At 54.4% G+C, this 25917-nt stretch carries 19 protein-coding genes and 1 pseudogene; 7 read left to right on the top strand and 13 right to left on the bottom strand.

What is annotated here, in order from left to right:
• Nucleotides 1-315 precede the first annotated feature (315 nt).
• The 3 genes from MKY86_RS29560 to cidR form a co-directional block, all read right to left on the bottom strand.
• Nucleotides 316-1722: a DNA-binding protein gene (locus MKY86_RS29560; RefSeq protein WP_076080940.1), complete on the bottom strand. Its 1407-nt coding sequence runs from the start codon at nt 1720-1722 to the stop codon at nt 316-318.
• A 143-nt stretch (nt 1723-1865) separates the two neighbouring features.
• Nucleotides 1866-2150, bottom strand: a complete 285-nt coding sequence (locus tag MKY86_RS29565; RefSeq protein WP_076080942.1) for an aspartyl-phosphate phosphatase Spo0E family protein — start codon at nt 2148-2150, stop codon at nt 1866-1868.
• Nucleotides 2151-2264: 114 nt separating this feature from the next.
• The gene (cidR, locus tag MKY86_RS29570; RefSeq protein WP_076080944.1) at nt 2265-3182 is read right to left on the bottom strand and encodes a cidABC operon transcriptional activator CidR; all 918 of its coding nucleotides are present in this window, start codon (nt 3180-3182) and stop codon (nt 2265-2267) included.
• Nucleotides 3183-3294: 112 nt separating this feature from the next.
• On the opposite strand from cidR, the gene MKY86_RS29575 reads away from it, so the two are divergent.
• Nucleotides 3295-3666: a CidA/LrgA family protein gene (locus tag MKY86_RS29575; protein WP_036728241.1), complete on the top strand. Its 372-nt coding sequence runs from the start codon at nt 3295-3297 to the stop codon at nt 3664-3666.
• The gene (locus tag MKY86_RS29580; RefSeq protein WP_076080997.1) at nt 3666-4346 is read left to right on the top strand and encodes a CidB/LrgB family autolysis modulator; all 681 of its coding nucleotides are present in this window, start codon (nt 3666-3668) and stop codon (nt 4344-4346) included. Before MKY86_RS29575 ends, MKY86_RS29580 begins: the two co-directional genes overlap by 1 nt.
• Before the next feature lie 27 nt (nt 4347-4373).
• On the opposite strand, the gene MKY86_RS29585 is transcribed toward MKY86_RS29580, so the two are convergent.
• Nucleotides 4374-5342, bottom strand: coding sequence for a Gfo/Idh/MocA family protein (locus MKY86_RS29585; protein ID WP_076080946.1), 969 nt, complete (start codon nt 5340-5342; stop codon nt 4374-4376).
• A 53-nt stretch (nt 5343-5395) separates the two neighbouring features.
• On the bottom strand, nt 5396-7711 hold the full coding sequence (locus MKY86_RS29590; RefSeq protein ID WP_076080949.1) for an ATP-dependent DNA helicase: 2316 nt from the start codon (nt 7709-7711) through the stop codon (nt 5396-5398).
• A 280-nt stretch (nt 7712-7991) separates the two neighbouring features.
• Here MKY86_RS29590 and MKY86_RS29595 point away from each other — a divergent pair, with 280 nt between their 5' ends.
• Nucleotides 7992-9854: an LTA synthase family protein gene (locus tag MKY86_RS29595; RefSeq protein WP_076080999.1), complete on the top strand. Its 1863-nt coding sequence runs from the start codon at nt 7992-7994 to the stop codon at nt 9852-9854.
• A 71-nt stretch (nt 9855-9925) separates the two neighbouring features.
• Here the strand turns inward: MKY86_RS29595 and MKY86_RS29600 are convergent, their stop codons facing one another.
• On the bottom strand, nt 9926-10357 hold the full coding sequence (locus tag MKY86_RS29600) for a MarR family winged helix-turn-helix transcriptional regulator (protein ID WP_076080951.1): 432 nt from the start codon (nt 10355-10357) through the stop codon (nt 9926-9928).
• A 250-nt stretch (nt 10358-10607) separates the two neighbouring features.
• On the opposite strand from MKY86_RS29600, the gene MKY86_RS29605 reads away from it, so the two are divergent.
• On the top strand, nt 10608-12302 hold the full coding sequence (locus tag MKY86_RS29605; protein ID WP_076080954.1) for a methyl-accepting chemotaxis protein: 1695 nt from the start codon (nt 10608-10610) through the stop codon (nt 12300-12302).
• A gap of 100 nt (nt 12303-12402) precedes the next feature.
• On the opposite strand, the gene MKY86_RS29610 is transcribed toward MKY86_RS29605, so the two are convergent.
• The 3 genes from MKY86_RS29610 to MKY86_RS29620 all read right to left on the bottom strand — a co-directional run bounded on the left by MKY86_RS29610 (nt 12403) and on the right by MKY86_RS29620 (nt 17095).
• Complete coding sequence (locus MKY86_RS29610) at nt 12403-14412, bottom strand: putative bifunctional diguanylate cyclase/phosphodiesterase (RefSeq protein ID WP_036728233.1); 2010 nt, start codon at nt 14410-14412, stop codon at nt 12403-12405.
• Between the two features lie 225 nt (nt 14413-14637).
• Nucleotides 14638-16302 carry a hypothetical protein gene (locus MKY86_RS29615; RefSeq protein WP_076080957.1) on the bottom strand — a complete coding sequence of 555 codons (1665 nt, stop codon included), beginning with the start codon at nt 16300-16302 and terminating at the stop codon, nt 14638-14640.
• Nucleotides 16295-17095: an ABC transporter ATP-binding protein gene (locus MKY86_RS29620; protein WP_076080960.1), complete on the bottom strand. Its 801-nt coding sequence runs from the start codon at nt 17093-17095 to the stop codon at nt 16295-16297. Before MKY86_RS29620 ends, MKY86_RS29615 begins: the two co-directional genes overlap by 8 nt.
• A gap of 233 nt (nt 17096-17328) precedes the next feature.
• On the opposite strand from MKY86_RS29620, the pseudogene MKY86_RS29625 reads away from it, so the two are divergent.
• A pseudogene (locus MKY86_RS29625) lies at nt 17329-18698 on the top strand (dicarboxylate/amino acid:cation symporter).
• Nucleotides 18699-18801: 103 nt separating this feature from the next.
• Here the strand turns inward: MKY86_RS29625 and MKY86_RS29630 are convergent.
• The 4 genes from MKY86_RS29630 to MKY86_RS29645 are packed head-to-tail and all read right to left on the bottom strand — an operon-like array spanning nt 18802 to nt 22536.
• The gene (locus tag MKY86_RS29630) at nt 18802-19797 is read right to left on the bottom strand and encodes a Gfo/Idh/MocA family protein (RefSeq protein ID WP_076080962.1); all 996 of its coding nucleotides are present in this window, start codon (nt 19795-19797) and stop codon (nt 18802-18804) included.
• A 14-nt stretch (nt 19798-19811) separates the two neighbouring features.
• On the bottom strand, nt 19812-20765 hold the full coding sequence (locus MKY86_RS29635; protein WP_076080964.1) for a 1,4-dihydroxy-2-naphthoate polyprenyltransferase: 954 nt from the start codon (nt 20763-20765) through the stop codon (nt 19812-19814).
• 32 nt (nt 20766-20797) lie between these two features.
• Nucleotides 20798-21571 carry a DUF6081 family protein gene (locus tag MKY86_RS29640; RefSeq protein ID WP_340827662.1) on the bottom strand — a complete coding sequence of 258 codons (774 nt, stop codon included), beginning with the start codon at nt 21569-21571 and terminating at the stop codon, nt 20798-20800.
• Between the two features lie 44 nt (nt 21572-21615).
• Nucleotides 21616-22536, bottom strand: coding sequence for a prenyltransferase (locus MKY86_RS29645; protein ID WP_340827663.1), 921 nt, complete (start codon nt 22534-22536; stop codon nt 21616-21618).
• A gap of 171 nt (nt 22537-22707) precedes the next feature.
• Here MKY86_RS29645 and MKY86_RS29650 point away from each other — a divergent pair, with 171 nt between their 5' ends.
• Both MKY86_RS29650 and MKY86_RS29655 read left to right on the top strand, forming a co-directional pair.
• On the top strand, nt 22708-25077 hold the full coding sequence (locus MKY86_RS29650; protein WP_076080966.1) for a bifunctional diguanylate cyclase/phosphodiesterase: 2370 nt from the start codon (nt 22708-22710) through the stop codon (nt 25075-25077).
• Between the two features lie 122 nt (nt 25078-25199).
• Entirely contained in the window at nt 25200-25823 is a 624-nt protein-coding gene (locus MKY86_RS29655) for an acetate uptake transporter (RefSeq protein WP_036692138.1), read from the top strand.
• Nucleotides 25824-25917: the final 94 nt, after the last annotated feature.

Here is a 25917-nt window from a genome sequence, read left to right on the forward strand (position 1 = left end):
TTTTCACCTTCGCGATTTATCCCAATGCTTCCACCCCATTTTAGTTAGGTCTACAAATAATTAAACCATGTATTAATTAGGCTACCTAATTATATTTTCGAGCCTGCAATTTGTCAATTCCTGATTACGCTCTTACTATGTAATTTATTTCACATTACCACGCGCAAACGCTCCCGCGACACAGAGGGCCGGGGAGTCTCTCTTAGCTATACAATTAACTGCTCTAATCTGCTCTAGAATTCCACTCCGTGTTCAACAGCGGTAAAGCCTCTTACCTTGGACTTCTGTTCTGTTCCTGTACCCGCAAGAATGAAGCTAAACAATACCAAAACGCTGGCCGTCATCAACAGTGATCTCTTCATGCGCTCTCACCTCCCTGATCAGCTCCCGGTAAGCATTCTGCTGGGTATCGGAGGCATAGTCTCTGTTCAGTTCAAATAAGGTTACACAATTAATAAAGTCCTTGCCGCTGTTCAGCCTAATGGTCAGACGCAGACAATGAATGATATAGTCGATTCCCTTGGCATATTGCTGGCGGGAGATATGGTAGATCGCAATCTGATAATAGAGACGGTACACCCGGTCTACATTGATCGTATCCTGGAATTGTTCGAAGCGCAGCATCTCCCGGGAAAAGCGCGACATCACCGCATCAGCGGAGAACCCGAAGCGGTTGGCCGACTCCATAATGATCACCATGCCGGACAGAATCTCACCGGGATGCTCGGACAAGAAAGCGATATAGGACGGCAATACAGAGATATTGCCCATCAGAATCTCCAGCGTGAACCCGTTGGCCGTGGCAAACAGCTTGAAGCTGTCCACACTGCTGCGCCCCTCGTCATCCAGCATCTCGAACCATCCCAGGTCCGCATAGCCGGCGGTATATTTCTTGGCCTGCTGATACTCCCCCTGCTTGGTAAGCGCCGAGGCCTTCAGCAGATAACCGTGCCCGTAATAGACCACCAGCGGACGTTCTGCCTGAAAGGCCTCTGCCCTCTTCCCCTTGCTGCGGCGCAGCTCCTCGCGGTAGATTCCGCTTGCTAATGCCCTCAGCTCATCAGCGAATTTCTCCACATCCTTCCAGCGGTGCAGCGCGAAGCATACCTTCGCCAGCTTCAGCAGCCCGTCCAGCTGCATCTCCTCGGGAAGCAGCCCACGATACGGCTCGAAGCTGATTACGGCGCGCAGCTTCTGCTCCATATCCACATCCGGAGTGGATTGCAAAGACATGAAGATACGGTACTGGCTAATCGCCATACGCTCGGAATAGCTGTCTTGTTCATGGTCTACAATCAGCTTGTAGAATACGATGGACTCCTGTACTTTGCCGCTGCAGAATAGCCTCTCTGCCACCCTGTAGATGATATCCAGCGGCCGCTGATATTCCATAATCCGCCTTAAGACCTCTTCAATGCATTGCTGCTTGCCCATCTCGGCACATTTAACCAGGAAGGGCTCGATACGGCGGCGGGAGATCCGCTCTTCACTGAAGCACTCATCCACATACAGCGGATACAGCCAGCCTTCCGGGAAGCCGAAGGCCCGGATCACGGCATCGAGCTGTCCCAGCGAGATGGGCTTCGGCGGATTGCCGTGAAGAATGGCGCTGAGACTGCCGCGGTTCAGGCCGGAGACTTTGGCAAATGAGGCAAGATTATGGCCCGAGCGGGACAGATTCTTCTCGATTTCCGTACGTAATGTAGTCAGCTTCGCCTCCACCCGGCACCTCCCTATCCATCATTCAGGTTATCCTTCTATTAATTGCCATTATAGGACAACACTATGAAAAGCACAACAAAATGGCCCCACATTAGTAGGACCATGATTAACAAACACCGTCAGATGCTTGGGTGTATTATAGATTATTGCTGCAGAGCCGCCTGATTCCTGATCCGCTGGCTCTTCTTATTCTTGCCGTAGGGCGCGGCTCCATTCTTGCGGCTGCGCAGGCTCTCCATCATCAGGTTCTGAGCCATCACAATATATCCGTCCAGCCGCTGGCTAAGCTCCAGCACTGTATGGTCGCTCAGACTCCGTTCCCGGGCCACCTCCAGCAGCTCGCTTCTTAAATTCTCTATAGTAAGGAAGAGCTCATCTTCTCTGTAATCCCGGCCGCTAACATCAGGAGAATTCTGGTAAAGGTTCACGGTTACTCACCTTCTCTCTATCAACTTCTCCCTTATCATAAATCATGATGCCAAAAAACAAAATTTGCAAAAAAAGAAAAAAATGTCGGCGGAAGTATAAATAAGCTCTGTTATTTATATATCCTCCGGAGGCTCCGGCCGCGAATACCGCTCTCCTAGTACATTCATCGCAAAAGCAATCCACTCCCTGGCAGCAAAGGACAGATAGCGGTCCTTGCGCCAGATCATGCCCAGCTGCCAGGGAATCACCGGCTCGGTCAGGGGAATCACCGCAATCCGCGAACGGTCAATATCCCGGCAGATGGTCTCCGGCAGCAGCGCAATGCCCATTCCGGCGGCGACCATCCGGCTGATCAGATCCCACTGGGAGCTTTCATAGACCACCTTGGGCTGAAAGCCAGCTTTGACACATTCCGAGATAATCCGGTCATGGAGGGCGAAGTCCTCCCGGAACAGGACGAACTCCTCCTCGGCCAGCTCTCTCAGCGGCACCTGCTGCGCTCCGTCCAGACGGTGGCCTGCGGGAACCAGCAATTCCAGCTTCTCCTCCACAAAGGTGAAGCAGTGGAATCTGGCCGGGTCCACCGGCAGTACAATCGCCCCGATATCGAGCAGGCCGGACTCTACGTCATCCTCCACTTTCTTCGCCCCGTCCTCATGCAGCCGGATCGTCACCTCGGGATACTTCCGGTGGAATTCCCCGATGACCGCCGGGAAGAAGCTGGCTCCAACCATGGGCGGAAGTCCGATACGGATATGCCCCTGCTTCAGATTGCGCAGGCTGTCCAGCTCGGAGGAGAGGCTGGCAAAGGACTCTACAATGTTTTGCGCCTTGACGAGCAGCAGCTCTCCCGCATCCGTCAGACGGATGCTCCGGCCCTCGCGGTAGAACAGGTCGGCCCCCAGCTCCGTCTCCAGATTGCGGACCATCTTACTGATGGTCGGCTGGGTGATATACAGCGATTCTGCGGCTCTGGAGAAGCTGTTCAGCCTGGCGGCCTGCACGAAATACTCCAGCTGTCTGATATCCATTAGGTAACCTCCATGCATAGACAATTAGAATGCGAGCTATTCAATCCATTCATTGTACCTATGAAAGAATTAGATGTAAAATTTCAGTAAGAGATGAAAGGAGGTAATCATGATGAAAAAGATTGCCTTAGGCTTACTGCAGGTGGCCGGACTAACCGTGTTCTCCCTGCTCGTTAACGGATTAACCTCACTACTGCATATTCCGCTTCCCGGAAGCATTATCGGGATGATTCTATTATTCCTGCTGCTCGAATCCGGCGTGATCCGGCTGAACTGGGTAGAGGCAGGAGCTTCTTGGCTGCTGGCTGAGCTGCTGCTGTTCTTCATTCCATCGGCTATCGGGGTCATGAACTACTCGAAGCTGCTGGAATCCTTCGGCCTGCAGGTACTGGCTGTTGTGCTCGTGGGCACCTTTGCTGTCATGGCCAGCTCGGGTCTGCTGACAGGGATGATCTATAAAGTAAAGGAGCGTAGAAGCTCATGATGACCGGACTATTATTCCTTGGACTTACCATTGCGGTATACCTTGTAACCAAACGGATTTATGCGGCCAGCGGCAAAATGTACGCCTCTCCGCTGATCATCACCCCGCTGGTAATCATCGGCTTCCTGCTAATCACAGGCAGCTCCTATGAATCCTACAATGCAGGCGGCAAATGGCTGTCAGACCTGCTTCAGCCGGCGACAATCGCCTTTGCGATTCCGCTGCACAAGAACTTCAAGCTACTCAAAAAACACGCCGCCGAAATTGCGGCAGGCGTGCTGTCAGGAACGGTAACGGCTGTACTGTCGTCCATGCTGCTGGCCAAATTAATGCACCTGAGCGGAGATCTCGCCACCAGCCTGGTCCCCCGTTCGGTAACTACGCCGATTGCCATGAGCATCTCACAGAGCATCGGCGGAGTTCCCAGCATCACCGCAGTCTTCGTCATTCTCACGGGTGTGCTTGGAACGATGATGGGTCCCTCGGTGCTGCGCCTCTTCCACATTGAGAATGAAGTGGCACGCGGGGTCTCGCTGGGCACTGCAGCGCATGGCACCGGCACCTCCAAGGCCTTCGAGCTTAGCTCGCTGACCGGCACCATCTCCAGTATCTCGATGATTCTGGCGGCGCTGTTCTCCATTGGGCTGGCACCCGCACTGATTGCAGTGTTCATTCATTAAGCAGCTCCCTGACCCTAGGACAGAGTCCTACAGCTTCACCGGCAATCCGCTCTGGGCGGATTCATACGCGGCGCAGGTTACCTTCAGCGTCTTGTACCCGTCCTCATAATCGCTGAGAATACGGGAGCGGTCTCCGGTGCGGACAGCGTACAGGAAGGCCTCGCTCTCTACCGCGTAAGGATTGCCCGAATTCTTGTATTCCTTGCTGTCCCCGCTGCGGACTTCGAGCAGACGCTCCGGATTCCAGTCAAGCATGCCGTTGTCATTATAGAAGCTGATTCCGGCCTTGTTCACCTCACCGGGCAGCACACAGGTATTGGAGATACTGGCGATAATGCCGCTCGCAAGCTTCAGCGACACGGTGCCCACATCGGCTACGGTCACCCCTTCATGCTTCTCATGCATAATCCGGTTGCCGAACATGCCGTAGACCTCTGTCACCTCACCGGCCAGATAACGCAGCAAGTCAACAATATGCGTCGTCTGCTCCGTGAATTGCCCGCCGGACTGCTCCTGATTGCGCCACCACGCCACGCCGGGCATTCCGCCCATCCATTCTCCGGTAATCATCCCTACCTTGTCTCCGGCAAGCGTCTGCTTCAGCCGCTGGATATTCTCCTGATAGCGGAAATGATAGCCTACCGAGGTCAGCAGCTGATGCTGCTTGATATCCTCCAGCAGACTGGCCGGAATGGCCGTACTTGAGCCTAGCGGCTTCTCGATGAAAAAGGGGATATCCCTGCGGATCAGCGCCCGCTCAATCGCCCCGTGCGACTGTGGCGGCACGCAGATGTAGACGGCATCCAGCTTGTGGCTGTCCAGCATCTCGGTAATCCCCCCGTAGCCTTCGGCCCCGTAAGGGCGGGCCATCTCTTCTCCCTTAAGCTTGCTGCTGCCGCAGACCGCCTTCAGCGACACATCCTCCATGCCAGCCAGCAAATCCGCATGTACCTTGGAGAACCAGCCTGTTCCAACAAGTCCGATATTAAGCGTCATGTCTTTACCTCCTGAGTTGTCTGGTGAATGCCTTTTCAGTAGATTATACCCGCTTAGGTCATAACAGAGTAGTCCCGCCACTCCTCTGGAAGCAGCTGCCGGTAGGAAGGCTGCATGAAGCGGTCGTCTGCAAGCACAATGACCCCGCTGTCGCTCTCACTGCGGATCAGCCGTCCTCCAGCCTGCTGCACCTTGCACATGCCAGGGTAGATATAAGCATAATCGAAGCCGTTCTTGCCCTGTGACTGGAAATAGCTCCGGAGCAGATTGCGCTCCAGACCCACCTGCGGGAGTCCAACCCCCACCACCATTACCCCGTTTAACCGGTCGCCGGGCAGATCCACCCCTTCGGAGAAAATACCGCCCAGCACGGCAAAGCCAAGCAGCGGCTCCGGGTTATCCGGGCGGAAGGCCGCCAGGAAGCTCTCCCGCTCCGGCTCGCTCATCCCGCTGCCCTGCAGCAGCGTAGGGACTTCAGGGTACTTCTCAGTGAACACCTCATAGACATTCCTCAAGTACAGATAAGAGGGAAAGAAGACCAAGTAGTTGCCCTTCTTCGAGACCATGCCTCTAAGAGCATTACTCAGCGGCTGCAAGGAAGCCTCCCGGTCATGAAACCGAGTGGATACCGGCAGGACAGACACCTGCCACTGCTCTTTGTGAAAAGGTGAGGCCAGGCTCAGACTGTAGTCCTCCTCGCCTGCACCGATCATGTCCCTGTAGTACGAGAGCGGCGAGAGGGTCGCAGAGAACAGAATCTGGCTGCGAAAGCTCTTGCCCATTTGCTGCAGCAAATGCGACGGATCGAGATTGAACAGCTTCAGATACACATCTCCGCTGCGCACCTCGGCATAGGTAATGTAGCGTTCATCGTAGGTTTTGAAGGTGCGAAGCATCCCCTGTACTGCGTAATAGGTATCCAGCAGGCTATCCGCCCCGTCCTCCTCCGCCTGCACAGAGCCTACCAGGGAAGAGGAATTCAGCAGCTCCAGCTCCGCTTCGGCTGCGAAGTTCTCCAGCAGCTCCGGCAGCTCCTCCGGATAGGCCGCCCACTCTCCCGCACCCTTATCACCGCAGATCTTACGCAGGGCAATGAAGAAGGCGTTCACCGCTTTGGCGGCAGTGCCGAGCCGGGGATTCGCCGCCTTGTAGGTCCGGCTGAGCGCCAGGAAGGGTGCCTTGGTAAGCGAAGCAGAATACATCTCCCGGCCCCGGTCCACCAGATTATGCGCTTCATCCACCAGCAGCACGGTGTTCTTCTTACGCTCCTCAGACATGCGCTTCAGGCTAATGCGCGGGTCGTAGATATAATTGTAATCGCAGATAACAACATCGCAGGCATAGGCGGCATCCAGCGAGAACTCAAACGGGCAGACCTGATGCTTATGGGCATAGCCGGCGATCGTCTCCCGGGTCATCAGTGTCTCATGCTCCAGCATATCAATCAACGCGCCGTTGATCCGGTCATAATAGCCCTCCGCATACGCGCAGGAATCCGTGCCGCAGATGCCTTCCTCCCGGAAGCAGGCCTTCTCCTTCGCCGTCAGCGCAATGACATGCAGATGCAGCCCCCGGCGGTTCAGCATCGTGGCTGCCTCCTGCGCCGCGATCCGTGTAACGGTCTTGGCGGTCAGATAGAAGATACCGGCCGCCTTACCTTCGCCCAGCGCTTTGACCGCCGGGAACAGGGTGGACATGGTTTTGCCGATGCCAGTCGGTGCCTGGGCGAAGAGGTTCGCCCCCTCAGCAATGGAGGTGTAGACTGCGGCTGCGAAATGGCGCTGGCCGGGCCGGTAAGCCGAGAACGGAAAAGATAGGTTCGTGATGCTCTCCCCTCTCTTCGCCTTGTAACGGACCATCATTTCGGCATACGGTGCATACCTGCTTACTGTCTCAAGCGCAAAGGCCGTCAGCGCTTCACGGGACATCTCCCGGTAGAGACTATACTGTGCCTCGCTTCCCCGCTGCACATAGGTGAGCTTCACCTGAATGTAGGGAAGCTCAAGATCCGTTGCCAGCATGTAAGCGTACATATAAGCCTGGGCCCAGTGTACCTCCTTCCCTTCAAGCGCAGGATCCGGGATTCCGGCCATGGACTTGATCTCCTCCACTGTCAGGCTTCCATCCTCTGCCGTAAGCAGGCCGTCGCAGCGCCCGTCAATCTGGAACAGCAGCTCTCCGTAAGCAATTCCGGTCTTCAAATAGACCTCCTTGCGGTCCCCTTCCTTATATTGCTTCTGGATCAGCTGATGGCTGCGCGTCCCCTCCGCCATGGCGGCTCCGCTGCGGAAGCCCGGCTCCAGACTGCCGCTGCTGTAGGCAAATTCCACAAGCGCCCTCACGGACAGTGTGATTTCTGTATGCTCCATCCGTCCCCACCTCCAATAATTTCCGCCAGCTTCCGCTGCGTAAGGCTCATATTCTTCGTTTAACGCCGATATTCCCCCGCCTGAGGGAGTGGCCTGTGCCGGGTTCGTTCTAGCCGTAGTTTACGCGCGCTCCAGGGAGTATACGGCCGCTTCTGATTTTTGACATTCCTTCCCTGGCACTGCATAATAAGTTCTATTGATAATGGTATTCTTATGTCCTCATGCTGCTGTTTCCTATCACCCGGGAAACCTGTTCATTCTTCAGAAAGAAGGCGAAGCTGTGTCATCCCAAACTGTGAAACGCTGGCTCCTTAAGCCATTTGTGTTCTTTTCCATTCTTTTTCTGTTCAAAAGCCTGCTGGCCTGGGGTGTAATCTTTGATGATTTGCAATTCTGGAAATCCGTATTGACGGAGCTGCCCTTTGTCTGGGCCCTATTTTTCCTGATTGAGCGCTTTGCTTCCAGACGGAAGCTCGGCTATTACATGACGGTCAATCTGCTGGTTACCGCGATCTTTTTTGCCGCCATTATGTACTTCAAATATTACGGGGTCATTGTCACTTACCATGCCGCCGAGCAGGTGAACCAGGTCACTGCCGTCAAGAACAGCGTGTTCTCATTGATGGACCCTTATTATCTGCTGATCTTCACCGATATTATCGTGCTGGGCTTCTACTTCTTCATTAATAAGAACGGACGCAATTATAAAAAAGACCAGATCAACCGGCGCAGCGGCCGGACGCTGCATGTCGTACTGTTCGCGGTCTCGCTCGGACTCTGCCTGTTCAATATTCTTCCGAATAAGGCGAGCATGAATGAGATCAAGAAGGCCCAGGAAATGGGCATCCTTAATTATGAAGCATACACGATCTTTGCCAAAGATAAAACCGAGCTGGTCCAGGCCAGTGAAATCACACAGAGCACAATTAACCAGCTCAAGGGCATCGACCCTTCAGCAGTCTCGGCATATGCCGGTGCCGCCAAGGGCAAGAATCTGATTATCATCCAGCTGGAGTCCTTCCAGAGCTTCCTGATGGGTCTCAAGATAGACGGCCAGGAGGTTACCCCTAACCTGAACCGCCTGATGGAGGAGAGCCTGTACTTCACGAACTTCTATCAGATGGTCGGCCAGGGCAACACCTCCGATGCGGAATTCGTAGTCAATTCGTCCTTCTATATCCCTCCGCAGGGCGCAGCTACCATGTCTTATATCGACAAGCAGCTGCCAAGTCTCCCCCGTCTGCTGGGAGACAACGGCTATCAGACGGCCACGTTTCACACCAATGTAGTGGAATTCTGGAACCGGGGCGAGCTATACAAAGCCCTCGGCTGGCAGAAATATTACGATCACCAGTTCTTTGGTGACGAGGATGCCTTCTTCTTCGGCGCTTCCGATGAGGTGCTCTACCGCAAATCCTCGGAGAAGCTGAAGGAAATGAGCGATGCGGGCCAGCCGTTCTATGCCCAGGTCATCTCCATGTCGGCGCATCACCCGTTCACTATTCCTGAAGAAAAGCACAAGATGAAGCTTCCTGAGCGGTATGAAGGAACCTTTGTCGGCGATTATGTCCGGTCCCAGAACTATGCGGACTATGCCTTCGGACAGTTTGTAGATGAACTGAAGGCCAGCGGATTATGGGAGAACAGTCTGGTTATGGTCTACGGCGATCATATGGGACTGCCGATCTATTCGCTGGATCATGACGACAAGCAGTTAATGAAGGAAATCTACGGCTATGATTACAGCTACGCCAATATGCTCAACATCCCGCTGCTTATCCATGGCGAAGGAATTGCTCCGCAGAAGCTTGCGCAGGTCGGCGGAGAAGTCGATATTATGCCTACAGCTGCCAGCCTGCTGGGGGTATCCATGGATCACAACATTCATTTCGGCCAGGATTTGCTCAGCCAGTCCTACAATCTGCTGCCGCAGCGGTATTACCTGCCTACCGGCTCCTTCATTTCCAGCTCTGCCCTGCTGATTCCGGGCAACAGCTTCGAGGATAATACCCAATATCCGCTGGCGACCGGAGGTAATGCTCCGGCCGGCAACGAGGATGAATACAACCGCGCTCTGCGGCTGCGCCAGCTGTCTGACAGCTACGTCACGCAACTGCCGGACAAAGAACCTGCCGCAGAATAGCCAGACTAGACAAGACAAGAGGCAGCGCCTCCCCGTAACGGGAGAAGCGCTGCCTCTTTGTGATGCTTATGTTAACGCTCCTGATTCTCCAGCATGAGATAATAATCCGCGAAGTTCTCCAGCTCTGCCGGCTCCAGAATGGCCAAATGCTCTTCCAGCAGCAGCAGTGACCGGCGCTGTGCTTCTTCCAGCACCTCTTGTCCCTTGCCGGTAATCGTGACGATTACCGCTCTGCGGTCATTCTCGTCCGTCACGCGGGCGATCAGCTCCAGCAGCTCCAGCCGGTCCAGCATGACGGTGACTGCACTGGACTTCACCTCCATCTTGTCCGCCAGCTGAATCACCCGTGCCTGCTGCTCCTGAAAGATCATATGCAGCAGCCCGAATTGCGGCACAGTCAAGCCCAATTCCTTATGAAATGACATCTGCGACATGATTCTGCGCTGAACCTTCCACATGGATAATCCCACACGTTCGATCAAAGGATTGATTTCTTGCGACATTCCTTCAGCTCCCAGTCCGTTTGTTCTGCTTCAAGCGTACCATTATACCGGTCCGGCATACAATATTTTTTGAATTTAAGATAGGATTAAGCGTCTATTTTCAATGATTTTTTATACATAATCCATCATTTTCCGACACAAAAATTCTTTTTTTTGACGTATGCTCAAACCGCAGCGCATGCGCTATAATCGTAGCAGTGAACCCCATAATTCACTTAATCTTTTAGAGTCAGGGCTGGTGATATTTGTTATGAAATTGGCAACAAAATTAACATGGATGATGCTGATCGTATTGCTGCTGGTTGGTTCATCCATAGGCTTCTTCGGTTATCATGCGGCTTACAAGCAGATCGATGAAGCTGCCGGCATTGAATTGGTAGGCTGCGCCAATATCACTACCGGTCTTATCGATCCTGCCGACATAACCGCTCTGGCTGCCGGCGATACCAGCAAGCTGACTGCGATCGAAGACCGCATCGGATGGATCAGTGATCACAAGCCTATTTTCAAAGAAGCCTTCATTCTATCACTGGATGGCAAGGTGCTGGCCGCTGACAAGAACTTCAAACAACGCGGCTACAAAGCTGGAGACCCCTTCTACTTCGCAGATGAAGATAAAGAAATGATTACCACGATGAAGCACTCCGCCTACTCGAAGGTGTATACATATCAGGGCACCTCCCTCAAAACCGGCTACGGCCCCATCTATCAGGACCATGACCCTACCAAACCCATCATTGCATTAATGGCGATTAACTTCGACGGCCCCTTAATTCAATCCCGGACCATGGATATCATCACCCAGCCCTTCCTGATCGGCAGCTCCATTCTGATTATTGCGATTCTCGCCGCTTATCTGCTGATCCGCCGGATGGTCAGCCCTCTTACCAAGCTGTCCGCATCCGTGAACACGGTAGCCCAAGGCGATCTGACCCGGGAACCGCTGCTCTTCACAGCCAAGGACGAGATCGGCGAGCTTGCCCGCGACTTCAATGCGATGACTCTGAATCTGCGCAACCTGATTACACAGGTCAATGATACGTCCATGCTGGTTGCCTCCTCTTCCCAGGAGCTGTCCGCCAGCGCCCAGGAGACCAACCGCGCCGGAGAGCACAGTGTTAATGTCACCCTGGATCTCGCCGACGGGGCGCATACCCAGCTGCAGAATCTGGAGGGCAGCTTCAAGGCCGTACAGGATATGTCGCATTTCATTACTGAAATTGCAGGCAATGCGGACAGCGCAATGAACCAGGCAGCCATCAACTCCCAGAAGGCCCGGACAGGCCGGGAATCTATGGACTCGACCACCTCCCAGATGGCCATTGTAGGTGCGAGCATCTCGGATCTCTCCGGCATTATTGAGACGCTGGGCAGCCATTCCAAAGAGATTGAGAATATTGTCGGCACCATTGCCAGTATTGCCGAGGAGACGAATCTGTTATCCCTCAATGCGGCAATTGAAGCCGCACGGGCCGGAGAAGAGGGCCGCGGCTTCGCTGTTGTGGCAGGCTCAGTACGCAAGCTGGCCGAGCGATCTGCCGGATCTGCCCGCCAGATCGGTGAGCTGGTTAGTCTGATTGTCCAGCAGATGGACAAGGCCGGAGAGACGATGAGGCACTCTACGGAAGAAATGCATCACGGCAAAGAAATGATTATAGCGGCCGGCCATTCCTTCTCCGAGATTGAGTCGTCCGTCTCCGATATGTCTGCACATAGCCAGCAGATCTCAGCCACCGTGCGTGAACTGGCCCTGCTCTCTGACGGACTTGTCGCTTCGATCCAGAAGATCGTAGCGGTCTCCAATCAGACGGCCGAGGGCGCCGAGACCTTGTCCGCCTCGTCTCAAGAGCAGCTTGCCGCCATGCAGGAGGTCGAATCCTCCGCCGCATTCCTCTCCTCCCTGGCAGAGAAGCTGCAGGTATTGGTCGAGAATTTCAAAATCTAGACCGGAGCTTTATATATTATATTTATGAAAAAGGCTGCCCTGATGTGGAATAACCCTCCACATCCAGGACAGCCTTTTGGTGCAAGAGCAACCAGGAGCATTATGCCGTATTCTCAATGAACCATTGGCCTAATTCGTTAACCGGCATCGGACGGCCGTAGTAGTAGCCCTGCATCACGCTGCAGCCCAGCGATTGCAGCAGTTCAATCTGCTCCGTAGTCTCCACGCCCTCAGCCACAACCTCCATGTTCAGATTGCTGGCAATGGCAATGATGTTGCTGATGATCGCTTTCTTGGAATGCATCTTGCTCTTGCGGATGAAGACCTGATCAATCTTCAGGGTATTCACTGGAATCTCATCCAGATTGCCAAGCGAAGAGAAACCGGTTCCGAAATCATCCAGGGACACCCGCACACCGAGATCCCGCAGCTTGGAGAGCTGGGCAACCGTCTCTTCCATATTGTTCATCGCAATCGACTCGGTAATCTCCAGTTCAAGGAAATGCGGCGCAAGGCCCGAACGCGACAACGCCTCTTCCACTACCTCATACAGGCTTCCGCCTTCAAACATCCGTGCCGACATATTAATCGAGACCGCTACACTAGCAACCTTCGCCTGATGCCAGAGCATATTCTGTCCGCACACCTCATGCAGCATCCAGTATGTAATAGGGACAATCAGGCCGGTCTCCTCGGCGATCGGAATGAACTCTCCCGGAGAGATGACGCCATGCTCCGGATGTCTCCAGCGCAGCAGCGCTTCAAGCCCCACGGTGACATTCAGCAGCGAATCCCATTTGGGCTGGTAGACCACCATGAATTCCGAGCGGGCCAGTGCCTTGCGCAGATCCTTCTCCAGTGACATCCGCCGGACCTGATGACGGTTCATCTCCAGATCGAACACACTGAATTTATTCTTGCCCGAATCCTTGGAGGTATATAGCGCCGTATCGGCTGCCTTCATTAGCGCCGAACGGTCGGTGCCGTGCGCCGGAGTCATGCTGATTCCCACACTCGCAGTTACGTACAATTCGTTACCTTCAATGCTGTAAGACTTCTTGAGCTCCTGAAGGATATGCTGTGCTACCTCCTCCGCCGCCACGGCGGTGCAATCCGGCAGCGCAATCAGGAATTCATCCCCGCCAAGCCGGAACACCTTCCCCTTCCCGCCCACACAGCAGGTCAGCCTGGCAGACACTTCACACAGCAGCAAGTCTCCAATATCATGGCCCAGCGTATCATTAATCGATTTGAAGCGGTCCAGGTCAACAAAAAACACGGCGCCGGAGATCCCGCCGAAGAAATCATCCTTGAAGTAGCGCTCCAGACCATGCCGGTTCGGCAGCTCGGTGAGCGGGTCATGATAGGCCATGCGCTCCAATACATCCCTGTCCAGAAAAACAGTCCCGCCGGAGACTGCCAGCACGAACAGGGTAACCAGTGAAATCCCTGTCAGCAGAACCACATCGGTCTCCATCAGCATCGGGGCGGGCGCCTGCCAGCTGTAACTATGCAGGTCGCTTGCTCTCAGACTCGTATAATGCATACCGGTAACCGCCAGGGCGATGAATAGAGCCGAATACAGCTTCCAGCGGTTGAAGCCTGTATGATCCTTGAATCTGCGGAACATTAGAACTCCGATGTAGGAAGCAGCAAGGGCAATCAGTACCGATACAGCCTGATCCATTGCCCTGTAATGAATCTTGGCCTCCATCTCCATCGAGGACATTCCGGCATAATGCATGAACGAGATGCCGCTGCCGAGTATACCGGCGCCCGCAAGAAGCCGCCAGCTTCTCTGGCGGGGAGCCGTAACCAGCTGAAGGGTTGCATAGCAGGAGGACATAATAATAAGCAGGGACACGGCAGCCATCACCGGATGGTAGCTGACCTTGAACGGCAGGCGGCTGGCCATAATGCCGACAAAATGCATGGCCCAGATCCCGCCGCCAAGGACACAGGCACCTGAGAGCAGCCAGAGACGTCTGACCCGGCCCGCGGAATGGGAAACCTGTGAAATCAGATTAAGCGCGGAGTACGCTGCTGCGGCAGCTAGCGTATAGGATAGTAAAACGATCCAGATATTATAGTGGATTCCCATTTGATCCATAGTTGACCTCTTCACTGGTTATAGTATCAGCGTCGTTTCAGGGTCTATCTTAAGTTATAAATCAATATACGGATAGCGGATAAATGGAAGAGTATATAATGATTGCAGGTATTCTCTGAAAACTAACTTTAGCTGTATTTTACCTTGTAATTACCGGGCTGTCTAAGTAAATAATGGAACTTGGACCCTTTTTTGAACGCCGGCAAAAATTGTCCATATTTGTCCTCAGCCGCCTGCGCGAAGGGTTGGAAATCCGTTGTCCCGGGAGGTGTCCGGCAGGAAGGCCCTGCGCCAGATCCAGGCATTTGCAGCTACCAGAATTACCATGTAGATGTATATTCCTGCAGGAATCAGGGTGAAGACATAGTGCACTCCGGCCAGCCCCCCAAGAATGAACAATTGTACAAAAGCACTGCCGGTGAATTCCTTCCGCTGCGCCGCCTCGTACTTCTCCGAGAACGGGAGCGCCTTCGGGAACGTAAGGAAGCAAATCACGGCATACAGCAGCAGAGCCAGCAGGACGACTGCCATATCTGCAATAATCCAGGAGCCCAAGAGAGCGGTGAACACTGCCGCCTCCAGCAGAAAGAGCGGCACCAGCAGCTTCACGACCGCTGCCTTCAGCATTCCCCGGTAGACCAGCCCCTTGCCCGGCAAAGGAATCACCTGATAGATCCATGCCCCCTTATAGCTGGCCGAGTAACGAACCATCTGCACGACTGTCATCAGCAGCAGCGCGCTGTAATAGATAAACAGGAAGGACTTGGAGCTTCTGATCCCGGCCAGATCGCCGCTCCACACCTGATTGAAGATGAAGATAAAGGGAAAGATCAGCGAGAAGCCGATGGTCGGATATACCCGGAGCTTGAACTCGCGTTCATTCTTCATCATCGACCAGGTGAAGCGGAAGAACATGGCCTCCGCTTTGTTCCGGCACACAGTCTCCGACAGCACACGGGCAAGCCGCCCGCTATCCCGGCCCTCTGCGCCATGCTCAGCCAGCTTCTGAAGGCTGCGTTCAAATACCGGCATCAGCCGGATGTAGGCGGCGAACATCACGGCAGGCACCACCACAGAGAGCGCTGTCAGAATAACCACGGACCGGCTTCCTGTTCCGCCGCCCAGCAGCTCGAACGGCGCCCCGAACCAGACCGGAGCCAGCAGAAAATGCCACCAGGCGGGAGTGAAATCCAACCCCAGCTCCGATAGATTGAACATCCGGCTAACCAGCTGCGCGCCGACAGTTACCCCCACAGACAGGATAATCTGAACGTAGTTGATGATGTCCTTGAGCTTTTCCCCGTCAAAGAACCTCAGGATCAGCAGATAGATTAGCGCAGTGAACACCAGAATGAAGCCGTCCATCAGCAGAATCTCAGCTGCGTACACGAAGAAGAAGCCCGGCCCGTGCCGGAATAAAGAGAATAACAGCGAAGGTCCGGTGAAAGTCAGCGTTAAGGTCAGCAGATAGATCAGAATATGTAAGCTCTTGGCCATGTTCAGTGTACGGCGGTCCACCGGCTTGGAGAAGAGGATGTTCTTGTCGCGCAAATCCAGCATCACCGTCGAGAAGTCGGAGATCAGCGTCGTGGTGATCAGGAACATCACTATACTGAACAGCAGACTCATCATCAGCATATGATGATCTCTGGGCGCGACCATAGCGATCAGCATCAGCCCCAGCAGCAGATAGAGCCACTGGACTCTGAAGGGCGAGCCCTCCATCTCCAGCTTGGAATTGTGCGACCCGGAGAACAGGGTAGGTGTCCGTCTGCCATCCATCATCAGCTTGACCTGAAGAATGCGGCGCATGAGCGCATAATCGGCTCCCAGGCCCTTAAAGATCCACTGTATCCGGTCAAGCAGCTTCAGAATCAGGAATTCATTCATGCCCCGCACCCTCGCCTATCACAGCCACGAACTCGCTTGCAATATCCCTGTATTGATCGAACCCGGTCAGCTGATTGAAAATCTCCTCCAGCGACCCCTCCCGGCTCTGCTCCCGCAGCTGCGTGAAGGTTCCGTCCGCTACAATATCGCCTCCGTCCAGCAGGATGATCCGGCTGCTGATTCTCTCGACCACATCCATAATATGCGAGGAATAAAAGATGGTCTTGCCCCTGGCGGCAAGCGTGGCGAAGATCTCCTTGACCACCATGACACTATTGGCATCCAGCCCGCTGAGCGGCTCATCCAGGAACAGAATATCCGGGTCATGCAGCATGCTGGCAATCAGCAGCACCTTCTGCTTCATCCCCTTGGAGTAGGAGGCAATCCGCATATCATAGGCCTTCTCCATTCCCAGCAGCCCCATCAGCTTCCGCGCCTTGTCATCGGCATCCGCCTGCTTCAGTCCGTAGAGCTCACCGGTGAAGGTCAAATACTCCCGCGCTGTCAGGCTGTCATACAGCTCTGCTACCTCAGGCACGTAACCGATTCTTTTTTTGTAAGCCGTATCCCCGTCCGAGATATCCCTGCCAAAAATCCGTATGGTCCCGTTGTAACCCTCCACCAGACCGAGCATAATCTTGACCGTCGTGCTTTTACCGGCCCCATTGGGTCCGATATATCCGATAATCTGCCCGCGGTATACCTTCAGATCAATCCCCCGCAGCACCATCCGGTCACTATAATTCATCCACAAGCCCTCAATTGAAATCACCGGCTCTTCCGTTAAGCCCATTGACGTCTCTCTCCCTTCGGTAAGCACACTCTTCCTTCAAGCAACAGAAAGTACCATTAACCCTATTCTAGCAAATTTTAGCACTTGATTCCTGTGATTTATTGCAGCCTGATTTCTGCATCAACCCGGAAACGGAAATTAACATATTCATACATTGACATTCATAAAATTACCATATACATTAAACCCATAATTCCGACCAAAAAACTATTATTAGGAGGTTTTAGAGCAGCATGAATAATATCGACAACAATCTATTAACCGCCATTGAGACGAATTGGCATGGCTTTGTGGTCTCTATTATCGTATTCGGTATCCTTTATTTCCTGGCCCGCAAGAGAATCGGCTTCGGCACCCGTGTTCTGGCAGGGCTGGGCATCGGACTGATTGCAGGAATATTTTTTCAATATTTCACGTTGGAGACCAAGGCCATCAGCACCTTCGGCAGCATCTATGTCAGTCTGATCCGTATGCTTGTTGTGCCGCTGGTGTTCATTCTGGTATTGAACAGTATCTCTTCCTTAACTAACCTTGAATACCTGCGCAAAATCGGAATTAAAACCTTCGCCTGGTTCCTCGGCACCACCGGTGTTGCCTCCATCATCGGTCTGTCTGTAGCTCTGCTGTTCAACCCGGGCAAAGGCATCCAGCAGACCGTTCCCGAGGACTTCACCGCCCGTGAAATTCCCACCTTCTCACAGGTGATCCTCGACCTTGTCCCTTCCAATCCCGTGAATGAAGCGGCTACCGGCAAGGTGGTGCCTCTGCTGATTTTTGCCATCTTCCTGGCAGTGGCCATTTTAAGGTCGGCTCCAAAAAGCCGGAGGCTGTGAAGCCTGTCCGCGATCTTATTGAATCCTTGACGACAGTGCTGCACCAGGTTGTAAAATTCGTCATCCGCCTGACGCCTTACGGCGTGTTCGCATTGATTGCCGGAATTACGGCACGCTACGGCTGGGATACCCTTCAGGAGCTGGGAGGTGTCATCCTTACCTCTTACGCCGCACTGATTCTGCACTTTGTCCTGATCTTCGGCGGGCTGGTACTGCTCGTTGCCAAGGTGAACCCTATCCGCTTCTTCCGCAAAATCTATCCGATGCTGACCGTGGCCTTCACCACCAGAAGCAGCTACGCCACCTTGCCGATCAATCTGGAGGTCATCACGAAACGGCTGCATGTCTCCCCGCGCATTGCCAGCTTCGTGGCTCCGCTCGGCGCATCCGTCAACTTCAATGGCTGCGGCGGCGTATGGCCGGCCATTGTGGCTGTGTTCACCGCTCAGGTCTACGGGATTCAGCTTACCGGGACTGACTATATCACGCTGGTGCTGGTCAGCATCATCTCCTCTATTGGGGTAGCGGGAGTGCCTGGACCGGCTGTAATCTCTACCACCGTTGTATTGACAGCGCTCGGCTTGCCGCTTGAGGGTATAGCCATCGTTGCTGGGGTGGAAGCCCTTATCGATATGGGCCGCACCGCAGTTAATGCTACCGGGACTACCGTAACAGCCCTGCTGGTGGCGAACTCAGAGGGCGAATTCGACCGCGAAGCCTTCAACCGTGGGGATAAAGAGGATGATGAGCTCCTCCTGAACCCAATCTAAGCAAGCTCCCTCTATAAAAGCATAAGGACGCCAAAAAGCAGCGATTCCTCCGTGACTGGAAGAATCGCTGCTTTTTGGCGTTGTTTGTATAATGAACAAATGATTACGTCAAGCTGATCCGCTCACGCCTCCGGGCTGATGTAAGGCAGCTCTCGATCAGCCTCATATTCAGCAGCGGGTCCTCCTCCGCAATCCAGGGCTTGCCGCTGAAGACTGCCGTAGCGAAATGGTCGGCCTGCTGGACGTAAGGATTGGCTCCGACGGCTTCGACACGCCGGGGCTCTCCGCCGCCGTATACGAAGAACTCCGCATCATCGAATCTCGCATTGAACGGCATCGGAATCTCGATCCGCCCCTGCGTACCGAGCACCTCCAGGAGCTGGCGGTTGTACGCCCACATCCCGCAGTCGAAGATCAGGCTCTTCCCGCCGGGAAACTCCACCAGCCCGGAGGCCATCATATCTACATTGTCATGCTCCGGCGAGAACAGCGCGTGCACGGTTACCGCCTCCGGCTCTGTACCGAACAGCAGCCGCGCGGCCGTGAGCGGATAGCAGCCGACATCATAGAGCGAGCCGCCTCCCCAGGCAGCGTTGAAGCGGATGTTGGAGGTATCCGTAGCATCGTTGTAGGTGAACGTGCCGCGGATGGTACGTACCGCGCCGATCTCGCCGCTGGCGATAATCACCTGCAGCTCATTGATGCGCGGATGATGCCGGTACATGTAAGCCTCCGCCAGGTGAACGCCCGCCTTCCGGCAGGCCTCTACCATCTCGGCCGCTTCACGGCTGTTGAGCGCAATCGGCTTCTCGCATAGGATATGCTTACCCGCTTCCGCCGCGCGGATCACCCATTCACAGTGGAGATGATTGGGAAGCGGAATGTAGACGGCATCCACCTCCGGATCGGCAAGCAGCTCTTCATAGCTGCCGTAAGCCTGCTCAATGCCGAATTCGGCGGCTACGCTGCTGCTCTTCGTGAGTCCGCGGCTGGCCACCGCCCGGATCACCCCGGTCTCAGACTCCTGGATAGCCGGCATTACCGAGCCTGTAGCGATCTGCGCACAGCCCATAATTCCCCAGCGAAGCTTCTCTGCCATCGTTATCACCTTCCTTATCTTAGTGTGACCCATATAACAGCTATACCCAGCACAAGGATTCTTGCCGCACTCATCAGCACGAAATTCTTCACCGCCAGAATGAAGGTCGTGCCTTTATGCTGCTCCTGATAGAAGCGTGCAATATTGCGGCGCAGCGGAATCAGGGTCAGCAGGAGCAGCAGGACCAGGACCGGATGGACCCCGAGCAGCACCAGCACAATCAGATCGGCAAAAGACACATAATAGAGCAGCTTCCACAGCAGCAGCGCATTCTCCCGTCCGATGTACACCGGCAGCGTGTATCTGCGGTTCTCGATATCATCCTCGATATCGCAGATATTGTTCGCCAGCATAATTCCCGCAATGCCCAGAATGGCCGGGACGGAGAACCAGAACAGATACAGCACCTCAAGGAAATTGATATGCAGGCTGATCCATTCGCCCTTCAGCAGCAGAGTGACCACTGCCTGATCCGAATGAATATAAGCCGAGATGAAAATAATGACGAACCCCATGAACAGCCCGGAGAACAGCTCGCCGAGCGGCATCCGCGAGATGGGGATCGGTCCGAAGGAGTACAGGATGCCGATCAGGAAGGAGAGTCCCCCGAGCAGGAATACCAGCAGTCCGGTCTGGAACACCAGGGCAATGCCCCCGCCTGCCGCCAGCACAAGGAGAATGACGATCAGCGCCACCACCGTAGACTCCTTCAGCTTGAAGCGGACAATCGGATTATGGGTCTCATACCCGTAGCCATGGGTTTTGGCGGCCTTTTTGTAATCATAATAGTTGTTGATCGCTGTTGTCGCCATATCAAAGCTTAAGAGGGACACCAGCATCAGCACGAAGCGCAGGATATAGAAATCCTCGAACCGGTACAGGGCATACAGCGTTCCCAGCAGCAGCGGGAGCATACTGGCCACCTTCGTCGGCAGCTCGACAAACTTGAAGAAAGTTCTTATATTCACGGCCATTCATCCTTATCAGTCATATGAGCACGTTACTGTGCAGTGGTTGTAATGGTAACCGGCGACCATTCAGCGATAACCGTCTGTCCGTGCGCCGACACGCTGCCTTCCGGGGTCAGGTCCTTCTCCGTCATAATGCCCAGCGCGATGGTGAAGCTGTTGAATTTCACGGGCACATTCCGCTCGCGCCGCACCTCATTCCCATTCACATAGAAGGCAGCCTCATTGTTGCCCCGGTGGTAGGTGATGGTGTACGTGTTGAATTCGCGCGGCTTGAAGTCCGTATCCTCCTTGAAAATACAGAAGTATTTGGTCCCTCCCGTCTCGGGTACGGTTACCCCGGGGAACGGAAGGATGCCGTACACACTGGCGTATTTGTCGTTGCCGGCGAAGAAATCAAGCGCAGCGCCTGTGGTGAAGTCCAGCAGATTCAGCGACACATAGCCGTCATACAGATCCCCTGGTGCAGTGCCCTGTGTGCGGGCGCGGATCTGGAGCTCGAAGCGGATTTCGCCTTCCTCCGGAATCTCTACCGGCTGGGCCGAATAGTACATATGCTTGGCATTATCCAGAATCTGCACCTGATCATGTCGGCGGCTCAGCTGAGCCCGCACATACAGATACTCATTACGCACAATCACCACTGCTTCCGGCTCACGATACGCCCAGAACGAGCCGTCCGGCAGCTTAAAGCCGCCCGTCTGCCAGACCTTCCCTTCCTCCAGAATGGTATGGAAATCCCCAATTACCGTTTGCTTGCCCTGTGTTGCAGGCATACCTTCGTTCGCTGGCAGATGCTTGTCCATGAATTCTCCCGCTTTCTATAGTGTAGTAGTCAATGATATATATTTTAAAATAGCCCCTGGATCAGCAGGGCTGCTGTCATGACCGCCCCGCAGCGTACCGATGCGCGCTGTGAGGCACCCATAAGCGGCAGATAGGCTTCAGAAGGATTCTCCGGCTGGAGGCTGCGGTAGATCCGTATCGGGGCAATGGCTGTCAGCAGAGCGAGCAGCGCGTATACCGGCAAGATATGAAGCAGCACACATACAATCAGTGAAGCATAGGAGATGTAGAGCAGTACCTGCGAGAAGATCAGCGCCCTGCGCTCCCCCCATACCACGACCAGTGTGCGTTTGCCGGCCTGCCGGTCGGCTCTCCAGTGCAGAAAGTGATGATTGAACAGCAGCAGGGTTGTGAGCAGGCCGCTCGGCAACGATAACAGCACCGGCTTCAGGCTGAATGCTCCGGTCTGTACGAAGTAAGCGCCAAGCACCGGCATGAGTCCAAAAGCCAGGAAGATGGCAAGCTCGCTGTAGCCCTTGCCCCGGTAGCCGAACCGCAGCGGCGGCGCCACATAGAAATAGGCGATCAGCGCCCCTCCGGCCACGAACCACAGAATTTCCCAGCCGCTGTACAGGCTGAGCAGCAGGCCACACCCGGCCGCAACGGCCAGCAGCCCCCAGGTCAGCAGGGCAAACAGCGACTCACGCATGACGCCCCCGGACAGCAACCCGGAGTTCGTAGAGATGGCTCCAGGTGTATGCTGCGCCTCTGTATCCGTGCCGTTGCGGAAATCCCAGAGGTCATTCACCATATTGGAGAATAAATGGGCCGCAGCCGCTCCGATGAACGTTATTACAAATAAAAACGGATGGAACACTCCCTGCCATACATAGGCCCCGGCTGTTCCCAGGACAACCGGTATGAGCATAACGGGGATCACTCCAAACCGTGAGGCTTTCTTAAAAAGGGTCCACTTCTCCAGCATGCCAAGAAAAATCTCCTTTTATTATTATTTGATAATTATTATCATTAAATTATTATACATCAAAATTCGACACTTCGGGCAGATTTACGCTGCAAAATATTCCCTAATCGTGGTACACTATAACCGATGGTACTTATTTCCTATTAAATCTTAAATAATGAAGGGGATCAGATGAAACTCCGCAAAAAAATAATCATCTTCATTAGTTTTGTCGCTATCCTCGGCATTGGCGCCACCTATCTGATGCTTCATGTGATTCTGCTGAACCGCTTCGAGAAGCTGGACGAGGCAGAGCTGAAGCGCAACCTGAGCAAGGCTACCGCAGCTTATCATCAAGAGCTGGACAACCTGAGAACGGGACTCCTTGAGGTTGCCGTCCGGGATGAAACCTACCGCTTCATAGAGAACGTAGCGGCTACCGGCTCTGCGGACTCCGGCAGTACGGCTGCCGCCTTCATCCGCAGCAGCCTTGAACCGGCTGCTTATCCAATGAATCATTTCGATATGATTGCCCTGCTTGATCTGGACGGACAACCGCTGTACGGCGGCTCCTACGACCTTCCGGCAGGAATAGTCACCCCGCTAACTGAGGAGCAACTGACGTTAATCAAGCTGATCCGAAGCCGTCTGCCTGTGCCGGGATCTCCCGGCAAGAGCCGGAGCGGCTTCGTTAATCTGGATAAAGGGACTATGCTAATTACCCTTACGCCTATTCTTAACAGCAGCAAGAACAAGCCGGTCATCGGAACGGCCATTGCCGGACGGATGCTGCACCAGGATGGAATCGCACAGATCTGGGAGGATACCCTGTCCACAATGGAGATGTCGCGCCTCACTACCCCGCTGCTTGCGGACAGCGGAGGGGAACGCGTCTGGACCAGCCCCGCCCGGGGCGGGCAGATGTCCATCCACACCATACTGGACGACCTGTTCGAAGATCCCGGGATGGTCCTCACCCTTAAGGAGCCTCGCCAGTTCTACAACAGCGGGCTCAAGTCGCTCTCCACCTTCCGTATGTTCTATTTCATCTCCATTCTGCTAATGCTGGGTGCCAGCCTCCTCTTCGTGAACCGTTTCATTCTGAGAAGGATGTCCACTCTGGTACGCAACATCCGAATGATCGGCAGCAGCAAGGATCTCTCCATCCGGATTCCCAGCTCAGGCAAGGATGAATTCAGTGAAGTGGAGGTTGAATTCAACCGGATGATTGATTCACTGGAGCAGACCCAGGATGAGCTGCGGCAGCAATCGATGCTGGACCCGCTGACCCGTCTGCCCAACCGCTCGCTGTTTTTCGACAAATTGAATGAAGCGATTGCCGCCGTCAAGGGAAGTGACCGGCAGATCGTGCTGGTCTTCATTGATCTGGATCATTTCAAGACGGTGAACGATACCCTCGGCCATGACTTCGGAGATGCCATCCTGAAGGAGACCGCCTTCCGCATCACACAGGTTGTCGGCAAGCATGACGTGGTCTCCCGGCTCGGCGGGGATGAATTCACCATTCTGCTCTATGATGTGCCTGATGAAGGCAGCATTGCCCGGCAGCTCTCCCGGATTCAGGAAGCCCTCTCCATGCCGCATCGGATCAAGGGGCATCTTCTATATAATACCGCCAGCATCGGCATCAGTATTTATCCGCAGAACGGGGAAGACGCCGATTATCTGGTCAAGCAGGCAGACCTGGCCATGTTCCATGTCAAGGAGACCGGCCGCAATAACATTTTCCAGTATTCAGAGGATCTGGAAGCAGGCATCCGGCGCAAAAAGGTACTAGCCCAGCAGCTCCTCTCCGCTGCCGCCGGGAACGAGTTCGAGCTGCACTACCAGCCGATTCTCAACACGGGACAACTGCAGGTATCCAAGGTGGAGGCCCTGCTGCGCTGGCACAGCCCAGCCTATGGCCCCGTCTCCCCAGCCGAATTCATCCCGCTGGCAGAGAGCAGCGGCTCCATTGTTGGCATCGGCAGCTGGGTGCTGCGCCAGGTCTGCTCTGATATGCGCGATTTCCGCAGCCGGGGCCTTGAGCTCACCGCCGCAGTGAATATCTCCGCGCTGCAGCTCATGCAGCCGGGCCTGCTGGAGCTGCTCTTAGAGCTGCTCGATGAATATGAGCTGCCCGCCTCCAGCCTGGAGCTGGAGATCACGGAGAGCGTGCTCGTCTCCGGGGACGGCATCTTCCTGTCGCTGCAGCAGCTTCGGGCCCACGGGTTCCGGATCTCGCTGGATGATTTTGGCACCGGCTTCTCCTCCCTCAGCTATCTGCGCCGCTTCCCGGTGGATGTGATCAAGATTGACCGCTCCTTCATCTCCGAGATGTCACGGGAGGCCCAGGGCGATATGCTCGTCAAGGCGATTATCGAGCTGAGCCATAATCTGGGGCTGCGCGTAGTCTCGGAAGGCATTGAGCATAGAGAGCAATTCGATATGCTGCGGGAGCTGGGCAGCGACGAGCTTCAGGGCTACTATATCAGCAGGCCGCTTCAGGCCCAGGCACTGTATTCTTTTCTGGAGCAGGGTAATTATTACACCGGCCGTTAAGAGACTTCTTTTATAGGCAAGCTACTGGCGATATGATATGATAGGCAGGCTGATAACAGCACCCGGCTTAGGGTGCTGTTATCCTATGCGAACACTTATGAAAATTGGAGGCTTTCATTGTTATGTCAGCGCAACCGCACACCGCACAGTCCGTCAAAATCGTTACCGCCGACCCCAGCGCCATCGGCTTATTCGGACTAGCCATCGTTACCCTGGTCGCTTCTTCACAAAAGCTCGAAATTACAACAGGTCTCAGCTACTGTATTCCATGGGCCATCTTCCTTGGAGCCTTCGCCCAGCTATTCGCATCCATCCAGGATGCCAAGCACAACAATACCTTCGGCATGACTGCCTTTGGCGCCTATGCGTTCTTCTGGTTCGGCATGGGGGCAAGCTGGCTGATCAAGCTCGGTGTATTCGGTGCAGTGCTGGCAGAGGGCGTGGACCCCAAGCAGCTGGGATTTGTTTTTGCAGGATATCTTGTGTTCACCCTCTTCATGACGCTTGGCGCTGTTGAGGCAAACCGTGTACTGCTGATTATTTTCATCCTGATCGACTTTCTGTTCCTCGGACTCTCGATGGATGCCTTCGGCGTCGCTGCGGAATTCTTCCACAAGCTGGCTGCCGTATCGGAAATGGCTATCGGTATCGTATCGCTCTACGGCTGCGGCGCATCTGTGCTCAACGCCCACTTCGGACGTACCTTCCTGCCGATTGGTGCCCCGCTGGGCATCTTCAAAAAATAGCACCGGCTTCCAGCCGGGCAGGGCCATGCCCTTCTCTCCAAAGACTCGGATAAATGCTTACTGCCCTTTTATGCAGATGGTGTTTATCCGTTTT

This window comes from Paenibacillus sp. FSL R7-0333 (genome assembly GCF_038000365.1).
In the GTDB taxonomy this organism is placed as follows: Bacteria; Bacillota; Bacilli; order Paenibacillales; family Paenibacillaceae; genus Paenibacillus_AQ; species Paenibacillus_AQ silagei.